Genomic DNA, 16,618 nt, shown 5'->3' with positions numbered 1-16,618 from the left:
AGCCTCGGGTTGCGCACAATAATTCGATATCAGGAGTGCGCCAAGCTGTGCGCTACACGCTCCAGTTCAACGCCGCGCCCGTGAACGCCCGTCGCGTTTGACGCCCGGGACGCTTCCGTGCGGAACACGTCCACTGCCGCCGTGAGCCGACGCGCCTGATCCTCCAGCGAGCCCGCCGCAGCGGCTGCCTGTTCGACGAGCGCGGCGTTCTGTTGCGTGACCTCATCCATCTGAGCGACTGCTATGTTGACCTGATCGATGCCCGAGCTTTGTTCGATCGCCGCCGCAGCAATCTCGCTCATGATCGCGCTGACACGAGCAATGGCCTTGACGATCTCAGTCATGGTCGAGCCGGAGCGCTCGACCAGTTGTGCACCCGATTGGACCCGCGCCGTCGATTCTTCAATCATGCCCTTGATCTCCTTGGCGGCCGCAGCGCTGCGCTGCGCGAGCGAACGCACTTCGCTCGCCACCACGGCAAAGCCACGCCCTTGCTCGCCTGCGCGTGCCGCTTCTACCGCCGCGTTGAGCGCAAGGATATTGGTCTGGAACGCAATGCCTTCGATGACACCAACGATATCCGCCATGCGGTGCGAGTCGTCGACAATCTGATGGATCGTGCCGACCACCTGCTGGGTCAACTCTCCGCCTTCGGCGGCGAGACTCGACGCGCCCTGTGCCAGCGAGCTGGCCTGCCTGGCGTTCTCTGCAGTCTGCTTGACGGTGGAGTTAAGTTCCTCGATGCTCGCAGCGGTCTCTTCCAGCGACGCCGCCTGTTCCTCGGTGCGTTGCGACAGATCGGTATTGCCCGATGCAATTTCACGCACGCCCGTGTCGATCGATTCCGTTCCCGCGCGCACCGTGTTCACCGTCGCAATCAGCGAGTCCTGCATCTTGCGCAGCGCGGTCGCCAGCTTGCCCATTTCGTTGTCGCTCGTCACGTCGATGCGACCGGTGAGGTCACCACTCGCAATGCGCTCGAATTGCGCGATGGTGGCATCGACCGGGTGAACGATCGCACGCACCAGCACGACGCGCCCGAGCCACGAGAACAGCAGCGCCAGCACCATGCCCACCGCGACGGCAGTACTGATGGCATAGAAGCGGTCGTGCGCGTCCTGATAGCGTTGTGCGCCGTGATCGATTTGCAATTGCTCCAGCGTGAGCATCGCCTTTTCGTAGCCGTTATAGAGCGATGGGAGCTGGTGAGCCTGCAACTGCTGGAACGCGGTTTTGTCGCCGGCCTTCAGCGCGGCCATGGCCGGCTCGATCCCGTTATGCAGGAACAGGTCACGCTTGTCCTGCATGTCCTTGATGAGACGCTGCTCGTCGTCGTCCGTCCCCGCGTTGCTCACATAGTGCCCAAGGCGATCGTTCGATACCTTCAGATATTGGTCGAAGCGTTTGAGCACCGCGGCGGCGCCGTCCTGATCGTTGAGATCGACGAGCGACGCGTAGGTCGCGAGCGCCAGCCGCAGACGCAGCAACTGTCCTGCGCTGCCCTCCAGGTCGGCGACGGCGGGTGTATCGACCGTGTACATCTGCTGTAGCGACGCATTGCTTGCACGCAGCGACAGCAGGCCGGCCGCGGCGCCAAGCAGCAGCACCACGCCGAAGAAGGCAATCATCGCGCTCAGACAGGCGCGAATCGACAGGTTTCTCAGCATTTCTTCTTCCCCTTTTTTACTGCGCGATTGGCATGCGTATCGTTGCGCTACGCGCAGTGCCGTTGTTTTGTTCGAAGCCGGTTGTTTAAAGTACCCCGTCAGGCGTACCCGGTAGAGGGCGCATCGCTACTCGCTTCACCCGGTAACTGCCGATCCGGCCGCATCACGAAAGCGAGCAGCGTGCCGCTCAGCATCAGCGCCATCGAGACAATGAACGGGAGATTCCAGTTGCCGGTATGGTCGATGATCCAGCCGCCGACCACCGGGCTGATAATCGCCGCGCCCGCCGAGCCCATGTTCATGATGCCGCTCGCGGTGCCCGCGTATTGCGGGGCAATATCCATGGGCACGGCCCACATCGGCCCGATTGTCATCTCGTTGAAGAAGAAGCCCACCGACAGCGCGAGCGCAGCAAGAGGAATCGACAGCGAATGAACCAGCATGATCGGCGCGAGCGACAGCAGCGCGAGGAACATGCACGTCGAGACCATGACGTTGCGCGCGAGGCGCAGGTTGCCCGTTCGACGCATGATGAAATCGGTCAGCTCGCCGCCCAGCCAGTCGCCCAGCACGCCGGTCAGGAATACGCCTGACGCGAACAGCGCTGATTTACCGAGCTGCATGTGCTGATGCTGGAAATACTGCGGTACCCAGCCGAGGAAGAGCCACAAGACCCAGCCGTAGCAGAAGTACACCGCGGTGACGGGCAGCATGCGTCGAAGCAGCGCGCGCCAGGGCACGCGGCCGCTTATCTTCGCGAGGTTGTAGGCAGGCAGCCGGTCGGCTTCAACAGAACTCATCGAGCGATGCTCGCGCGGATTGTCGCGGAAATACCAGACCCAGATGAGCGCCCACAGTACGCTCACCATGCCGGTAATGACAAATGCGCCACGCCAGTTTGTGGTCAGCATGAGCCACGTCACCAGCGGCGGCGCGGCCGCGTTGCCAATGCGCGAGGCGGCATGGGTGATGCCTTGCGCGAAGCCGCGGCGCTCGGGCGTCGTCCAGTTTGACATTGCGCGGGCGGCCGCCGGGAAGGTCGCGCCTTCACCGAGACCCAGCAGCAGGCGGGCGAATACCAGCGACACGAGACCACCGGCCAGTCCCGTCAGCACGGTCGCACCGGCCCAGACGAACGCGCAGATGGTCAGCGTTCGGCGCGGACCAAAGCGATCCGCAAGCCAGCCGCCGAAGATCTGGATGACGAGATACGGATACGCAAAGGCTGAAAAAACGAAGCCTATCTGAGTATGCGAGAGGTCGAATTCCTTACCGAACTGCGCGGCCGCGGTACTGACGTTCACGCGGTCTATGTACGTAATGCAGTACATGACGCATAGGAGGAAAAGTACCTTCGTGGTGACGCGGCGAAACATGGTGTAAGTCCCCACAACGTGTAGCCACACGGTTCGCTGTGTCTACCGGCGGCATCGGTGATGCCAGATGCCTGATGCCTGATTTCCGTCGCGTTCACGCCTTATCCTGCCGGTGTGCCGATCCTTGAATGTTGGGGATGAGGGTGGCCGCGACAATGTCTTAAGTACTGTATTCCTCATACAATATCGACAGCCATCGGGGAAACTTGAGCGAAATTTTCTACTGAAGGTGGGGACGGTCAGAGTTCGCGCTGCGGCAACGAGAAAACTTCAAGTCGAATAGAAGCCAACTCAAATGCCCCCCGGGAAGCCGTCGACCTGCAACCCGGGGGTAACAGACATCAAGGGCGCGCTTCTTCCGAAGTCAAATCGCTGATCGAGTCGCTGTTGCTTGCCACTTGCTGGACGTGCTCTTTAGGCGGGGCGGCAACGGGAGCTTGCTGCGTGTCGAACAGCGGCTTCTCAGGATGGACAAACAACCAGAGCACCGTGCCTACCGCTGCCGCCAGTGCGATGACTACCAGGGCGCTCCCCCAGTTACCGGTGAGCTTCACCATGAAAGCGACGGCAACGGGTCCCGCGACATTCGATGCGGCTCCCCACAGATTAGTCCAGCCGGACATCACGCCGGTAAAATCTCGTGCCAGGTCCTGGGCTGCCGACCAGACGACGACTTGCACAAAACCTACCGCGGCGAAAGACAGGCACAGGAAACCTACGACGGCCGCAATATTGACGGCCCATGAAGCCAGACAAAGGGCGACGGCGCTAACAAGAAATCCCACCATGGCGACTGGAGCGCGAGCGGCCCAGACAGATTGAGTGCGCTTCAATATCTTGTCGCATACGATCCCCGCCACAAACACCGCCACGAACACGGCGATCCATGGGAGCGATGCCGCAAAGCCCATGGACTTCAGAGAGAGTCCACGTGCGCGCATGAGATAGGTGGGCAGCCAGGTCGTGTAAAAACTTTGGATCAGGACTAACAGAAAGTACTGGATACCGAAAACCCAGAACCGTGGATGCCGGAGACACCTCAGGAATACGCCTTTAGCGACGGCCTCCGGTTCCGATTGCCCCGCAGCGATATACGTCGCTTCATCGGTGGTAATCAGGGGATGACGCGCGGGCACATCGCGATAACCGAACCACCAGGCAACGCCCAAAACGAGGCCGATTGCGCCGAACACATAGAAGACGGAGTGCCAGCCGAACTGCAAAATCATCCAGGCAGTAAGGGGCGCGGAAATGATAGGTCCGAGATAAAGCCCACCCAGGAGGAAGGAATTCCCCTTCGCGCGTTCACTCTTGGGGAACCAGCGTTTCACCGCAAGCACGCCGCTTGACCAGTCCGCAGATTGTGCGCCTCCGAGCAGGGCGCGGCAGCCCACCAGCCAGTTAAAGCCTACGCCGAACGGCGTCACTATCATCATCAAGGACCAAAGCGCGCTCGTCCCAAACAGAACCTTCCGGGACCCATGCCGCTCTGCCAGTCTTCCGGCAGGGATCTGTCCCAATGCGTACGTCCAGAAATAGATGGTCAGGATCACTGACATCTCTACAAGTGACAGACCCAGCTCCTTCTGGATCGTCGGTGCAGCGATCGTCATCGCAGCGCGGTCCAGCGTCATGACGAAGGTGATGGGAGCGATCAGCAACGACACTATCCCCCATCGTAAATTGCCGATTCTTTTTGGCATTCTCACTGCTCCAAAGATAATTAACGACGCGCTTTTATGGAATCACTGCTACCGATGCGGTCCTGCCAATCACCTGCCCTTCGTCATCGTCATGCGCTTCATCGGCATGCGCTAAGCGGAGGGGAGGGGCGCGCTATTCCTGCTTTCAACGCAGACATCATGCGTGCGCGTTGTTTGCGCCAGCAAAGCCGCTGCCGAGACAAGCCCTTCGTCAGCGCCATGGATATTAAATAGTCCGTCCCCGGGCTCGACGTACTGACCCACCGTTGCGAGAAGATCAACGCCGGCGCCGAGGTCCGCCGGAGCACCGGCTTTTCGCGCGATTCCCGCTATGGCCCAGCCATCGATGCCGGAGACGACGCCTCCCTCTTGCGCCACAACCGTTCGTACAAACCTGGCCGGCGAAACCGGCGGTACGCGCCGACCCTGAGTATCCACAATTCGGTCGAATGCACTTCGGGCCCGGCCGGAGGAAAGCAGCGATTCCGCAATCTGGTGGCCCATGGAAACAGTGCCGACGGCGGGCGCCCAGGCAAGAATCTCCGCCGCGAAACGGAGTGCTTTTTTCCGCAGGTCGGCGGGCGCATCCGGATCGTTATCCAGGACCAGCTTAACGTCCCGTACCTCGAGCGCAGGTCCGATGCCCCGCCCGATTGGGCCGCTGCCATCGGTGACCATCGCCTTTACGTGCAATCCCAGGCCCGCGCCAACAGACTCAAAGAGCTTACCTAAAGTGCGCGCTTCGAGTTCATCCTTTAGCTTGGCATGCGGGCCGTAAGGAAGATCGATGATGACATGGGTGGATCCTGCGGACCACTTCTTCGATAGAATCGAAGCAACAGACCAGCGGTTTGAATCAAGGCCCAGTGGTCTGGTAAATGCATTGATCCGATCGTCAATCAACGAGTGATTCAACCGTCCGTTCCACGCAATACAAGCGCGCGCTTGACTCACGCAACGACGTACTTCTGAGCTGGTGAGATCGACACGCGCAACCGTTTCCATCGCATCGGCAGTGCCCGCGGCAGAGGTGATTGCCCTCGATGACGTCTTTGGCATTGCAAGCCCGAACGCCGCCACAATAGGTACGACGATCAACGTGATCCGGCTACCGGGGACGCCACCCATAGAATGCTTGTCAACGAGTATCGGCTCGTCCCAAACGATCCGTGGCGTCAGCTTGCAACGCACCTTTGCCAACGCGAGCACTTCCGTGTCAGACAGGTTTTGCGATGCATGCAAAAGGAACGCGTTGATGTCCCGGTCCGAATAACGCAGGGCAAGGATGTCGTCGAGCACTGCGCCATATTGAGCCTCGTTCAGTGCATCGCCCGCGATCTTCGCCTTCAAGGCGCGCATGCTGGGCGGAGCAGGTTGCGTGGCGCGGCCAAGCGCTGCGACGAAACGTTCGATCCCCTGCTCAAGCGTTGAGTCGTTCATGACCTTCAGGACCTCAACGTCAGCAGCGGTGGCTTCGACCTGACGCGTCACACGTTTTTCAACCTCCTCCGGCGTTTCCCTGCCCCGAGCGAGAATTCTTCCCGCCAGTACGGAGGCGGGCGCGCTCACTTCGACTACAACCAGCCGCGGCACGCGGGTTGAAAGCACGTCGATCATTGCCCGCGAACCGTTCGCAATGACGTGACGTCCCCGCGAAAGGGCGTCGAGGAGATCACGACGCAAACCGTATCTTAGTCCGTGTGCCGACCAGGTAATAAGGAATTCTCCCTGGCAGTCGAGCCGCGTGAACTCAGTTTCATTAAGCGCTTCGTGATCCTCGCCCGGCGAGCCGTGAGGCCGGGTAACCACTCGACGCGCAAAGACGAAATCGCTGAGAACGTCACGCGCTCCGTCAATCAGAGAGTCTTTGCCGGCGCCGCTCGGGCCGACCACAAAAAAGAAGATTCCGTCGGACATGAGGGTATTACTCCGCCTCGTCCAGACCGATGTCAACGCACACGGAAGCCTGGTTTATCTTGCTCGTGGAGATATAGTCGACGCCCGTCCGGGAGATTGCCCCGATTGTTGCGAGGTTGATACCGCCGGACGCTTCAAGCTTCGTACGGCCATTGACCAACTCCACGGCCTTCGTCATTTCCTCGACGGACATGTTGTCCAGCATGATGACGTCAACGCCGGCTTCCAGCGCCTCCTCGACCTGCTCGATGCGATCACATTCCACTTCGAGTTTCGTCAACACCGGCAATTGGCGACGCGCACGTTGCACAGCCTTCATGATTCCGCCGCAAACCGCAATGTGATTGTCTTTAATCATCACGCCGTTATCAAGTCCGAGGCGATGGTTCAAGCCCCCGCCGCAGGTCACCGCATGCTTTTCCAGCATGCGCAAACCGGGTGTTGTCTTGCGTGTGTCAATCAATCGTGCGCGCGTTCCCGCGACTGCCTTGACATACTCCGCGGTGAGGTTGGCAATGCCTGACATGCGCTGCAGGATGTTAAGTGCCGTTCGCTCGGCGGTCAGTACGCTTCGCGCATTTCCCCGTACGTCAAGAAGCACAGCACCCTTCTTTACGTGGTCTCCATCGTTGACGCGTACGACCACTTCAAGCGTTGGATCGTAGCGCTTGAACACGCGGGCTGCGACGTCGATACCCGCCACGATCAGATCCTCGCGTGCATTCATGAAGAATGCACCGGTTTCGTTCGCTTCGATCATGACCTGTGCGGTGAGGTCACAGTACCCAATGTCCTCGGTCAGCCACATGTCAATCAGGCGATCCGTTTGAAATACGTCGTACATGTCAGTCTCCAAGTGTGTGAAAAAAAGGTTGTTTCTTTCGACGAGGGCATCAGAAGAAGTGCCTCTGAAGTCGAACATTACAAAAATGTCGGACTACGAAATAGATAAGATTTAGAGCGCAATAGTGGACGCCCGGCGAAGCGTCTTACTTAATTTTTTGTGCCTGTCGTTTCCGCCTGCGATTGAAGCGTCTACGCTCAAAATCCAGGTCAGGCCCGGACACCAAGCAGGTTGAACAGACGGCGGCGCCCGTGACGAACTCAAAGTTCGTCTCAGCCAGCGTCGCGTTTGCATCTGGTGCTTCCAGTAAATGCCCGAGAACAACGCGTCCGACGCCAGGCGTTCGAGATCCGGTTCGTGCAGCAAGCGTGGGTTGCAGCAACGGCGGTGCAATCTGCCCGGCACGCAAGATATTTGTCATCTGGTCGACTCCTCCGAAGCGCGGCGTCAGGTTGCTTTTGATATCTAAAAGTCTAGTGTTCACATTATAATTTGGCAAGATATCTAAGTATATTTTTGTTGGTGCATGGATGCTTTAGTTTGGTGAAAACCCTTAGAAAACGCCTCATTTAAGGGAATACCCCATCGAAAATCACATGCATGAAATCGGACCTTCTTGGGAGAAATTCAATGTGTACATGCGTTCTGAACTTATGCGAGCAACTTGGGCAACTGAGTGTTGGCGAGCGCCGGACACGAAGGGAGTGAAGTGCGCCCTGCAGCAGCGCTGAAATCTGCAAAACACCAATGAACTCGATGAGAGCTATTAAGTATTCGAGTTTCGTGCCGTACACCGCTTAGTACACTTCCATATAAAGACCTCATGAAACGCCTTACATTTCAGCAACAGTTGTGGATTCCTTTGGCGCTCTCCCTGGTTTGCCTGATCTCTGTAGCGGGCTTTGGGGCTTACCAGACTCGCGAGGTCCGTCTGGAAGAAAGGCAGCATTCATTGAAGGATGCCGGGGACATCGCGATGAGCATTACGCGTCGCTACGCGGCGCTGGCCGCTGACGGAACCTTATCGACGCCTGAAGCGAAGAAGCAGGCACTCGCACAATTACGAGCGATCCGTTATGGCACTGACGGATACGTATCCATCGTCGATTCAGACTGTCATTCAGTCATGAACCCATCCAAGCCACAAACCGAGGGCAAGTACTTCGGCGACTATCAGGATTCCAACGGGAAGTACGTGTACCGCGCGATGGCAGAGATCGCGAAGGGTTCCGGCGATGGGTTTGTTGACTATGCTACGCCCCGGCTTGGTTCAAAAGAACCCGTACGAAAGCGCAGCCACATCGCCACCTTTAAACCTTGGGACTGGTCGTTCGTGACGGGTGCCTACCTGGACGACATTGACGAGGCATTCAACGCATCGCTGCGCCAGTTGGTTGTGCTCGTCGCCGTCATCGCTGCCATGCTGTCTGGTGTCGTGTACCTGGTGAACCGCAGGCTGAATCGTTCGCTAGGTGGTTCGCCGGAGTATGCGGCACAGGTCGTGGCAGCGACAGCGGGTGGTAACCTCGCTCAACACATAGACCTGCAAGCCGGCGATCGAGGCAGCCTTCTGTTCAAGCTTCAGGAGATGCAGGCGCAACTGCGTAATGCGGTAGTCGCGATCATCGGTGCAGCGCATTCCATTGGAACGTCCACGGATGAGATATCGTCAGGCAACGCGGACCTGTCGAGACGAACCGAGGAGCAGGCCGCATCGTTGGAAGAAACTGCCGCAAGCATGGAGCAGCTTACGTCGGCGGTCAGGCAGAATGCCGACAATGCGCGGCAAGCTTCAGTGCTCGCCGGCGACGCCTTTTCCATCGCCAATCGCGGCAACGAGGTCGTCTCCGAAGTTGTCGCGACCATGGACGAGATCACCCATAGTACGAAACAGATTGGAGAGATCCTCGGGATGATCGAAGGGATCGCTTTCCAAACCAATATCCTTGCACTCAATGCGGCTGTCGAGGCCGCGCGGGCCGGTGAACACGGCAGAGGATTTGCTGTTGTCGCATCTGAGGTCCGGAATCTGGCGCAGCGTTCCTCGACCGCCTCGAAAGACATCAAGAGACTGATCGATCATTCGAATGATCGCGTTCAGAACGGCGCCACGCTCGTCGATAACGCCGGCCAGTGCATGAAGGAGATACTGGTTTCAGTGCAACGAGTCACCGCGATCATGAAGGAGATTGCGTCGGCCTCAGAGGAGCAAAGCGACGGGATCGAACAAGTTAATAAGGCAGTAACGCAAATGGACGAAGTCACGCAACGAAACGCGGCGCTGGTGGAGCAGGCGGCAGCGGCTGCAGTCTCAATGCGCGAGCAAGCGCATGGGCTTGTAGAGAGTGTTGCTGCGTTTCAGGTTGCCTGAACTTACGTTTCCTGCTTTCAGTTCCGCCGCAACGCGCGTTGCGGCGGACTAGCTCAGAGATCTCTGCGCCTAGGTCGCGAGCGGTTGATCAAGCTCTCGCGGCGGTTCCGTCTTCCCCAAAAGCGGATACAGCCGGGCGACTTCCTGAAGATCGGCCTCCATCTCGGCGACCAGCCAGTCCTTGACTCGCTCCACATGCGCTCTTGCGGGCCGTTGACCGCTAATGAGCTCATAGTGACGGCCCGTCGCGACAACGTGCCGGGAAGCCGGAACCAACTGGCCGGTTCGCAACGCATAGGACACGCCGGACACCCACCCCAGCGCTATGCCACGGCCAATCATTGCTGTCTGGAGTACCAGCGCATAGTCGGAGAAGATGAGCGGGTCGCCGGACACCGCGCCGGCCATGCCGACACGTTCGTGAAAATTTTCCCAGTTGATTGTCGTCGGCACTAACTCGATAAGGGTGTGCTTTGACAGATCACGTGCGTCGTCGAGCGGTCCGTGGTTCTCAAGATAAGAAGGGCTGCAGACCGGCACGATAACTTCAGGCGTGAAGGTCCAGCTTTGCTGGGATTTACGCCGCTGGTCCGCTGGGCGCAACGCAAGATCGGCTTCATCCGCGGTTCCCTGCAGCACGCCGCTGATGACATGAAAACGCAAGCTGATCTCGGGAAACGCGCTTTGAAAGCGTTGGTATCTGGGCATCAGCCAGTACGCAATGAAAGCGCTGGAGAGCGACAAGGTAACTATTTGCGTGCGCTGCTGCCGCTGTTTGATATCGGTCACGGAGCGCTTGATATGTCCGAAGCCCTCAGTCACGCCGCGTTCGAGCAATAGTCCGTCGTCTGTCAGCACCAGGCCGGCGCGCGAGCGCAAGAACAACTGAGTGCCCAGCGCTTTCTCCAGTCTCACGATCATTCGACTGACAGCAACCTGTGTCACGTTCAGTTCATTCGCCGCGCGGGTGATGCTTTTCTCCCTGGCGACGACCTCAAACACCACCAGCGAATTCATTGAAGAACCGAAGTTGCGCAGGGTATCCATAACATTGTGTTGTGTTCGAAAGAGCAAATGTCATTTGACGGAAATTAATGCACTACCTATGTTCTAGCTATTCAAACGCGGGTAGCAGCAGCTGTCGATAACCATAACATTCTGTCCGCGTTTGCGCAGTGGGTGTTTGAAAAATGGCGTGCCTGCCGATCCATCCATCCCCCAATCCAAAGGTAAGTTCAATGAACCGTCCTCCACGGAGCCACGACCCGCTGCTGCAGCCCCTGCGGATCCGACACCTGGTGCTGAAGAACCGGATTATGAGCACGAGCCACGCGAGCGGTTTGACCGAAGGCGGCTTGCCGCTCGAACGCTACCAGCGTTATCACGAAGAAAAGGCTATTGGCGGTATTGGGCTAAGCATGTTCGGCGGCTCGTCGGTTGTGAGCCGCGACAGTTCCAATGTATTCGCGCAGATCGACTTGACTGATGATCGGATCATTCCCTGTTTTCAGGCGTTCTCCGAGCGGATGCATCGACATGGCGCCGCATTGATGTGCCAGCTTACGCACATGGGCCGGCGGGGAAGTCCATACACGTCCGACTGGTTGTCGACGATCGCACCGTCGCGAGTGCGCGAGACGCTGCATCGAAGCATTCCACGCGAGATGGACCACAGTGATATAGCGAGGACCATCCGCGACTTCGGCCATGCGGCCCGGCGTTGCCGGGAAGGGGGGCTCGACGGAATTGAGACCCTCGCTGGCGGGCACTTGATCGGGCAGTTCCTCAGCCCGATGACCAATCGGAGGACCGATGAGTATGGCGGTTCCATCGAGAATCGATGCCGCTTCGCCCTTGAAGTTCATGAAGAGATCCGCCGGCAGGTTGGACACGACTTTGTTGTCGGTATTCGCTACGTCATCAACGAGGCGCTTGAAGGAGGCCTGACTTCCGCCGACGCGTTGACGGCGGCCAAAATACTGGAAGCGTCGGGCCTGATCGACTTCTTCAACGTGGTCTACGGGCGTATGGACACGGCGGCGGCACTTGCCGATGACAACATGCCGACGATGTACGCCAGGTCGGCGCCATGGCTATCTGCGGTCGCCTCGTTCAAGCGCGAAGTGTCATTACCGGTGTTCCATGCAGCGAAGATCGCCGACCTTGCCAGCGCGCGTTACGCCGTATCGGAAAACATGCTCGATCTGGTCGGTATGACGCGTGCGCATATCGCCGATCCGCATATTGTGAAAAAGCTGATGGCGGGCGAAGAGGATCGCGTTCGGCCCTGTGTCGGCGCATCCTTTTGCCGGTCTCATCAATCCGCCTGCATTCACAACCCGTCGACGGGACGCGAGACCTGGATCGCACACGAGGTTGATCCGGCTCCCCGGCCTGGCCGCAAGGTAGTGGTGATAGGCGGAGGTGTGGCGGGGGTGGGAGCCGCGCGCGGCGCCGCGCTGCGGGGGGATGACGTGGTGTTGTTCGAAGCGTCGCCCAAGCTGGGCGGTCAGGTACTGCTTGCGCACATGGGTAGCTGGCGTAAAGACTTGATCGGGATTGTCGACTGGCGTGCGAACGAGCTAAGTCGTCTTGATGTAGATGTCAGGACCGGCGCCTATGCCGACGTTTCCGTGGTTCTGGCTGAACATCCCGACGTGGTGATTGTCGCGACCGGCGGGATGCCCGATCTTGATGATCTGCCGGGAAACGAACACTGTACTTCGGCTTTCGATGCGCTGACGATGCACGTCCCCACGTCGGGAAGCGCACTCGTGTACGACGGTACCGGCCGGCATGTGGCCGCGACTTGTACAGAGAGATACGCACAAGCTGGCATCGACGTTGAACTGATCACGCTGGATCGATGCTTCGGCGAGGAACTGGAGGGGCGGGGAGACGACATCGGTTGGCAGCGTCGCTTCAACGAACTAAAGGTTTCCCTGCGGCACGATTTGCGGCTCCAGCGCGTCGAGCGCTTGCCAGGCAAAAAACGCCGCGCCTGGTTCACGCATGAACTGACTTCAGAAGTGGTTTGTCTGGATGCGGACCATGTTGTAGTCGAGCGCGGCATGATGCCCGTCGACGAGCTGTTCCATGAGTTGCGTAGCGAGTCCGTGAATGACGGGAAACCCGATCTGGATTGCCTCCTGCTTGGGAAGGCTCAACCGTGGACGACCGCGGAGCCTGCCAGCTATGAACTCTACCGGATCGGCGACGCGGAATCGTCGCGGAACATACATGCCGCAATCTTCGATGCTTTCCGGCTGGCACGAACCATGTAGCGCGCGTATGGATCATCCGGTTTGCTTTAGAAAATGCTTCGGATATCGAATGATATGTAAGACAACAGGCATTGTTGATTTTTAGAAAATTGATCGTTTATTTGCGGAAGCCGTCGCGCTTCGCTCGGCCAATCAATTTGGGAGACGTTTGATGAGTACAAACTGCAAGTTGGACCGGATCGACCTCAGAATTCTTTCTCGCTTACAGACGCAAGGCCGCATCACGAATGTCGAGCTCGCCGATGCTGTTGGTCTTTCCCCCAGTCCTTGCCTGATTCGCGTAAAGCGACTTGAGAGTGCCGGTTATATCACGGGCTATGCCGCGCAGATCCTGTTGGAAAAAATGGGTGACGTCCAAAGCGTGTTCACGCAGGTCACGCTCGCCGACCACCGGCGTGAGGATTCCGCCAGGTTCGTCGCGGCCATTCGCGGGGTGGACGAGATTGTCGAATGCCATCTCGCGAGCGGCGGCTACGACTACCTGCTCAAGTTTGTCACACGCAGCGTTGGGCACTATCAGAGCCTGATTGAAGACTTGCTGGCGCGAAACATCGGTATTGAAAAGTACTCCAGTTACGTCATGATGAAGTCGCCGATCGTGAAGAATGCTTATCCGCTTGAGACCTTGTTTTCCCAGCATTATTCGTAATCGTTTCCGGGCGCCTCGAACGTCGTGCCATCACCATCAGCACCGTCTTAACTGGATTCGCGCTCGATCAGCTTGAAACCCACGTCGACCACACGCCGGTCAACTTCGCCATCCCTTATCCGCTCGACCAGCAACGATGCAGCCAGTTTGCCGATACGCGTTCCGTCAATCCGGATAGTGGTCAACGGCGGGTCTGCTGCTCAGCCTGTACGGCATGCGAGACGCTGTCGCGCATGCCGTACAGGCTAGCGCCACGGGTATTAAAGCCCGGGGAAGGCACGAGATAACGGGCTTGCCCACGTTCAAGCAACGGCCAAGCGGCGAAAGAGTGCAAGCTTTGCACTATCCAGAACGATGGCCAGCACGACAGCGGCGCACAAAATGCCTGCTATGAGCTGCAGCGGCAACGCCGTCATAAGCAGTCCGCTCGACGCAAGCACCGTAATGATTGCCACGTCCGCGACCGAGGACGCGATCAGCCATCGTCCGGGCACGGAACTCCACATACGCTGCCGTTCCCGTGCGACGTAGAACACGGCCTGTCCACTGAACACCAACGTGATGACGGCAACGGTCCGCAGGGCGTCGGTATCGAGACCCAGTACGAACTTGCCGGTCGCGAGGGTTCCTATGCAGAAGAGCAGATCGATCATGCCCATGGCAATGCCCGCCAGCGTCAGGTTGCGTATGTGCCAGATGTTCGGGCGCGGTGAGGGCCGTACATTATCGGTGGATGACGACATGGCGAGAAAGTCGCCCGTCACCATCATGAGCACCATGAGTGCGGGCGTCAGTATCGCGTGACCGGTCATGAGCAGGCCGGCCGCGAGGAACAGAACCTGCACGATCTTGTGGATGATCGAGCGCAACGTATAGGTCAGGATACGCTGGAAGGTGGTGCGGCCTTCCTCGACCAGGGCGACGATGCCACCCAGACCCGCTTCGGTCAGCACGACGCCTGCTGCCGACTTCGCCACGTCGGTGGCGCTCAACACCGCGATACCCATTTGCGCCTGCCGGAGCGCCGGTGCGTCGTTCGCTCCGTCGCCGCACATCCCGACAATATGGCCGTGCTTCTGCAGCACTTTGACGAGCTGGTATTTATCCTCGGGCAGGACGCCTGCGTAGATCGAGTAAGACTGCGCGTCGATGTCTTCGGGCAAGGGTGTGGTGGCCCAGGTTTTCCCGGTAATGCCGACCAGGGCCGCGACGGTTTCGGCGGTCTTGCGAGCGTCGCCCGTCACCATGACTGTTCTCACACCGAGCTCGCCGAGCTGAGTGATCAGCGCAGCAGAGTCGTCGCGGGGCGGGTCGCTGAGCCCGATCACGCCGGCCATGACGAGTGCGCCGGGCGGGCCCGAGGCCACGGCCAACACCCGCAATCCCTTCGTCTCAAGTTTCTCCGCTTCCGATGCAGCGGCCGCACAAGAGGGTGTCAACGAAGAGATGGTCTCAAAGGCGCCCTTTACAACGTGCAGGGGCGCGCCGTTCTCTGTGCGTAGCGTGGCCTCGGAGCGCTTCAGGGCTGGATCGAACGGCACGAACGTGACTAACGCGGGCGGGTCCGGGATCGGCTTGGCTGAGGACGCGCCGCGAATGGCGGTGTCGACTGCGTCCTGGCCACCGTCTGAGCTCGCAAGCGCGGCCAGCGCCAGCAGGTGCGCTTCGTCGAATGGAGGCATCGGGCTGATCGACATGACCGCAAGTTCATTGCGCGTCAGGGTACCGGTTTTATCGGAGCAGAGAACGTCGATACCGGCTGCTTCGTCGACTGCCGAGAGGCGTGTTGACAGCACACCCCTGCTCGCGAGAGACCGGGCGCCGACAGCCGCGGCCAAGGTGAACATCGACGGTAATGCCACAGGGATTGAAGACAGGATCGCGACCAGAAGCAGAGGCACCATCTCGCCGATCGGCATGGAGACCGAGAACGAATACACGCCCAGCAGAACGGTCACGGCACCGTTGAACAGCACAAGATTACGCACGACTCGCAATACGGTTTTCTGTTGCGAGCTCTCCGCCGAAGCGGTGCGAACGAGTTCCGCTGTCCTTCCGAACTTGGTGCGTTCGCCTGTTGCGACCACCCTGGCTCGCGCTTCCCCACGTCGCACGAGTGCGCCTGCGAACGCGTGAGCACCCGCGCCCGATTCGGTTGCCACCGACTCGCCGGTCAGCATCGACTGGTCCAGCAGCACGGAGCCGTCGATCAAGTCGACATCGGCTGGGACGACCGTCCCGAGCGAGAGCTTGACGATATCGTTCATCACCAGGCCAGCAGCGGGCAAGGTCTGCCATTTGCCGTCGCGACGGACTGCGGCCAGCAACGCAAGACGCGACCGGAGCGCGTCGACCGTCGCTTGAGCCTGGCTCTCCTGAAAGAGGCCGAGACCCGCGTTGAAGAGCAAGAGCAAGAGGACGATGCTTGCTCCCACATAGTCTTTTAGCGCCAGTTGCAAAACAATGGCGACTTCAAGCATCCAGGGTACAGGCGCCCATAATTTCCTGGCTGCCATCCAGAGGGGACGCTGGCGAACATCTGCAATCGCGTTCGCGCCTTCGGTCTTCAGACGGCGTTCGGCCTCATCAGTCGTGAGGCCGGATAGCGCGGCGGCGGTGGGAGGGTCCTGGCGATCGGGTGGCGGGACCGGGCGGTGGTCGTCGACCACTGCGCTCGAATCCTGTCCCGCTGAAGGACCGGAATTGTCGCCGGTTTGCGAGTGGGTCGACGACGGAATCATTGGATGCTCCATGGGTCCGCGAGCGACTGCGGACTATGTCAGGTCAGCGTGCCGATTCGGCGCGAA

Annotated in this window: 11 protein-coding genes; 3 read left to right on the top strand and 8 right to left on the bottom strand. The window is 59.2% G+C overall.

Features of this window, described 5'->3' with window-relative positions; all coding sequences use genetic code 11:
* Nucleotides 1–29 precede the first annotated feature (29 nt).
* From FH08_RS0122830 to nadC, 5 genes are all read right to left on the bottom strand, one after another.
* Complete coding sequence (locus tag FH08_RS0122830; protein ID WP_031360577.1) at nucleotides 30–1,667, bottom strand: methyl-accepting chemotaxis protein; 1,638 nt, start codon at nucleotides 1,665–1,667, stop codon at nucleotides 30–32.
* Nucleotides 1,668–1,765: 98 nt separating this feature from the next.
* Complete coding sequence (locus tag FH08_RS0122825; protein WP_031360576.1) at nucleotides 1,766–3,043, bottom strand: MFS transporter; 1,278 nt, start codon at nucleotides 3,041–3,043, stop codon at nucleotides 1,766–1,768.
* Nucleotides 3,044–3,384: 341 nt separating this feature from the next.
* Nucleotides 3,385–4,746 carry an MFS transporter gene (locus tag FH08_RS0122820; protein ID WP_051888456.1) on the bottom strand — a complete coding sequence of 454 codons (1,362 nt, stop codon included), beginning with the start codon at nucleotides 4,744–4,746 and terminating at the stop codon, nucleotides 3,385–3,387.
* A gap of 111 nt (nucleotides 4,747–4,857) precedes the next feature.
* Nucleotides 4,858–6,663: a phosphonate metabolism protein/1,5-bisphosphokinase (PRPP-forming) PhnN gene (gene phnN, locus FH08_RS0122815; RefSeq protein ID WP_063771224.1), complete on the bottom strand. Its 1,806-nt coding sequence runs from the start codon at nucleotides 6,661–6,663 to the stop codon at nucleotides 4,858–4,860.
* 7 nt (nucleotides 6,664–6,670) lie between these two features.
* The gene (nadC, locus tag FH08_RS0122810) at nucleotides 6,671–7,507 is read right to left on the bottom strand and encodes a carboxylating nicotinate-nucleotide diphosphorylase (protein WP_031360573.1); all 837 of its coding nucleotides are present in this window, start codon (nucleotides 7,505–7,507) and stop codon (nucleotides 6,671–6,673) included.
* 823 nt (nucleotides 7,508–8,330) lie between these two features.
* On the opposite strand from nadC, the gene FH08_RS0122800 reads away from it, so the two are divergent.
* The gene (locus tag FH08_RS0122800) at nucleotides 8,331–9,878 is read left to right on the top strand and encodes a methyl-accepting chemotaxis protein (RefSeq protein WP_031360571.1); all 1,548 of its coding nucleotides are present in this window, start codon (nucleotides 8,331–8,333) and stop codon (nucleotides 9,876–9,878) included.
* Nucleotides 9,879–9,947: 69 nt separating this feature from the next.
* Here FH08_RS0122800 and FH08_RS0122795 read toward each other — a convergent pair whose 3' ends face one another.
* Nucleotides 9,948–10,925 (bottom strand): LysR substrate-binding domain-containing protein, encoded by a 978-nt coding sequence (locus tag FH08_RS0122795; protein ID WP_051888455.1) that lies wholly within the window; start codon nucleotides 10,923–10,925, stop codon nucleotides 9,948–9,950.
* Nucleotides 10,926–11,116: 191 nt separating this feature from the next.
* Here FH08_RS0122795 and FH08_RS0122790 point away from each other — a divergent pair, with 191 nt between their 5' ends.
* Complete coding sequence (locus FH08_RS0122790) at nucleotides 11,117–13,162, top strand: FAD-dependent oxidoreductase (RefSeq protein WP_031360569.1); 2,046 nt, start codon at nucleotides 11,117–11,119, stop codon at nucleotides 13,160–13,162.
* Nucleotides 13,163–13,313: 151 nt separating this feature from the next.
* Complete coding sequence (locus FH08_RS0122785) at nucleotides 13,314–13,811, top strand: Lrp/AsnC family transcriptional regulator (protein WP_031360568.1); 498 nt, start codon at nucleotides 13,314–13,316, stop codon at nucleotides 13,809–13,811.
* Between the two features lie 47 nt (nucleotides 13,812–13,858).
* On the opposite strand, the gene FH08_RS50565 is transcribed toward FH08_RS0122785, so the two are convergent.
* Both FH08_RS50565 and FH08_RS0122775 read right to left on the bottom strand, forming a co-directional pair.
* On the bottom strand, nucleotides 13,859–13,996 hold the full coding sequence (locus FH08_RS50565; RefSeq protein WP_081889549.1) for a substrate-binding domain-containing protein: 138 nt from the start codon (nucleotides 13,994–13,996) through the stop codon (nucleotides 13,859–13,861).
* Nucleotides 13,997–14,113: 117 nt separating this feature from the next.
* On the bottom strand, nucleotides 14,114–16,552 hold the full coding sequence (locus FH08_RS0122775; RefSeq protein ID WP_081889548.1) for an HAD-IC family P-type ATPase: 2,439 nt from the start codon (nucleotides 16,550–16,552) through the stop codon (nucleotides 14,114–14,116).
* Nucleotides 16,553–16,618 lie beyond the last annotated feature (66 nt).

Origin of the sequence: Caballeronia sordidicola, from assembly GCF_000729995.1 — a bacterium.
In the GTDB taxonomy this organism is placed as follows: domain Bacteria; phylum Pseudomonadota; class Gammaproteobacteria; order Burkholderiales; family Burkholderiaceae; genus Caballeronia; species Caballeronia sordidicola_A.
This window is presented reverse-complemented; position numbering and strand designations above follow the sequence as displayed.

Excerpts from the sequence above, each read along its gene's own strand:
- FH08_RS0122830 (WP_031360577.1), bottom strand. The coding sequence starts at position 1,667 with ATGCTGAGAAACCTGTCGATTCGCGCCTGTCTGAGCGCGATGATTGCC.
- FH08_RS0122825 (WP_031360576.1), bottom strand. The coding sequence starts at position 3,043 with ATGTTTCGCCGCGTCACCACGAAGGTACTTTTCCTCCTATGCGTCATG.
- FH08_RS0122820 (WP_051888456.1), bottom strand. The coding sequence starts at position 4,746 with ATGCCAAAAAGAATCGGCAATTTACGATGGGGGATAGTGTCGTTGCTG.
- phnN (WP_063771224.1), bottom strand. The coding sequence starts at position 6,663 with ATGTCCGACGGAATCTTCTTTTTTGTGGTCGGCCCGAGCGGCGCCGGC.
- nadC (WP_031360573.1), bottom strand. The coding sequence starts at position 7,507 with ATGTACGACGTATTTCAAACGGATCGCCTGATTGACATGTGGCTGACC.
- FH08_RS0122800 (WP_031360571.1), top strand. The coding sequence starts at position 8,331 with ATGAAACGCCTTACATTTCAGCAACAGTTGTGGATTCCTTTGGCGCTC.
- FH08_RS0122795 (WP_051888455.1), bottom strand. The coding sequence starts at position 10,925 with ATGGATACCCTGCGCAACTTCGGTTCTTCAATGAATTCGCTGGTGGTG.
- FH08_RS0122790 (WP_031360569.1), top strand. The coding sequence starts at position 11,117 with ATGAACCGTCCTCCACGGAGCCACGACCCGCTGCTGCAGCCCCTGCGG.
- FH08_RS0122785 (WP_031360568.1), top strand. The coding sequence starts at position 13,314 with ATGAGTACAAACTGCAAGTTGGACCGGATCGACCTCAGAATTCTTTCT.
- FH08_RS0122775 (WP_081889548.1), bottom strand. The coding sequence starts at position 16,552 with ATGATTCCGTCGTCGACCCACTCGCAAACCGGCGACAATTCCGGTCCT.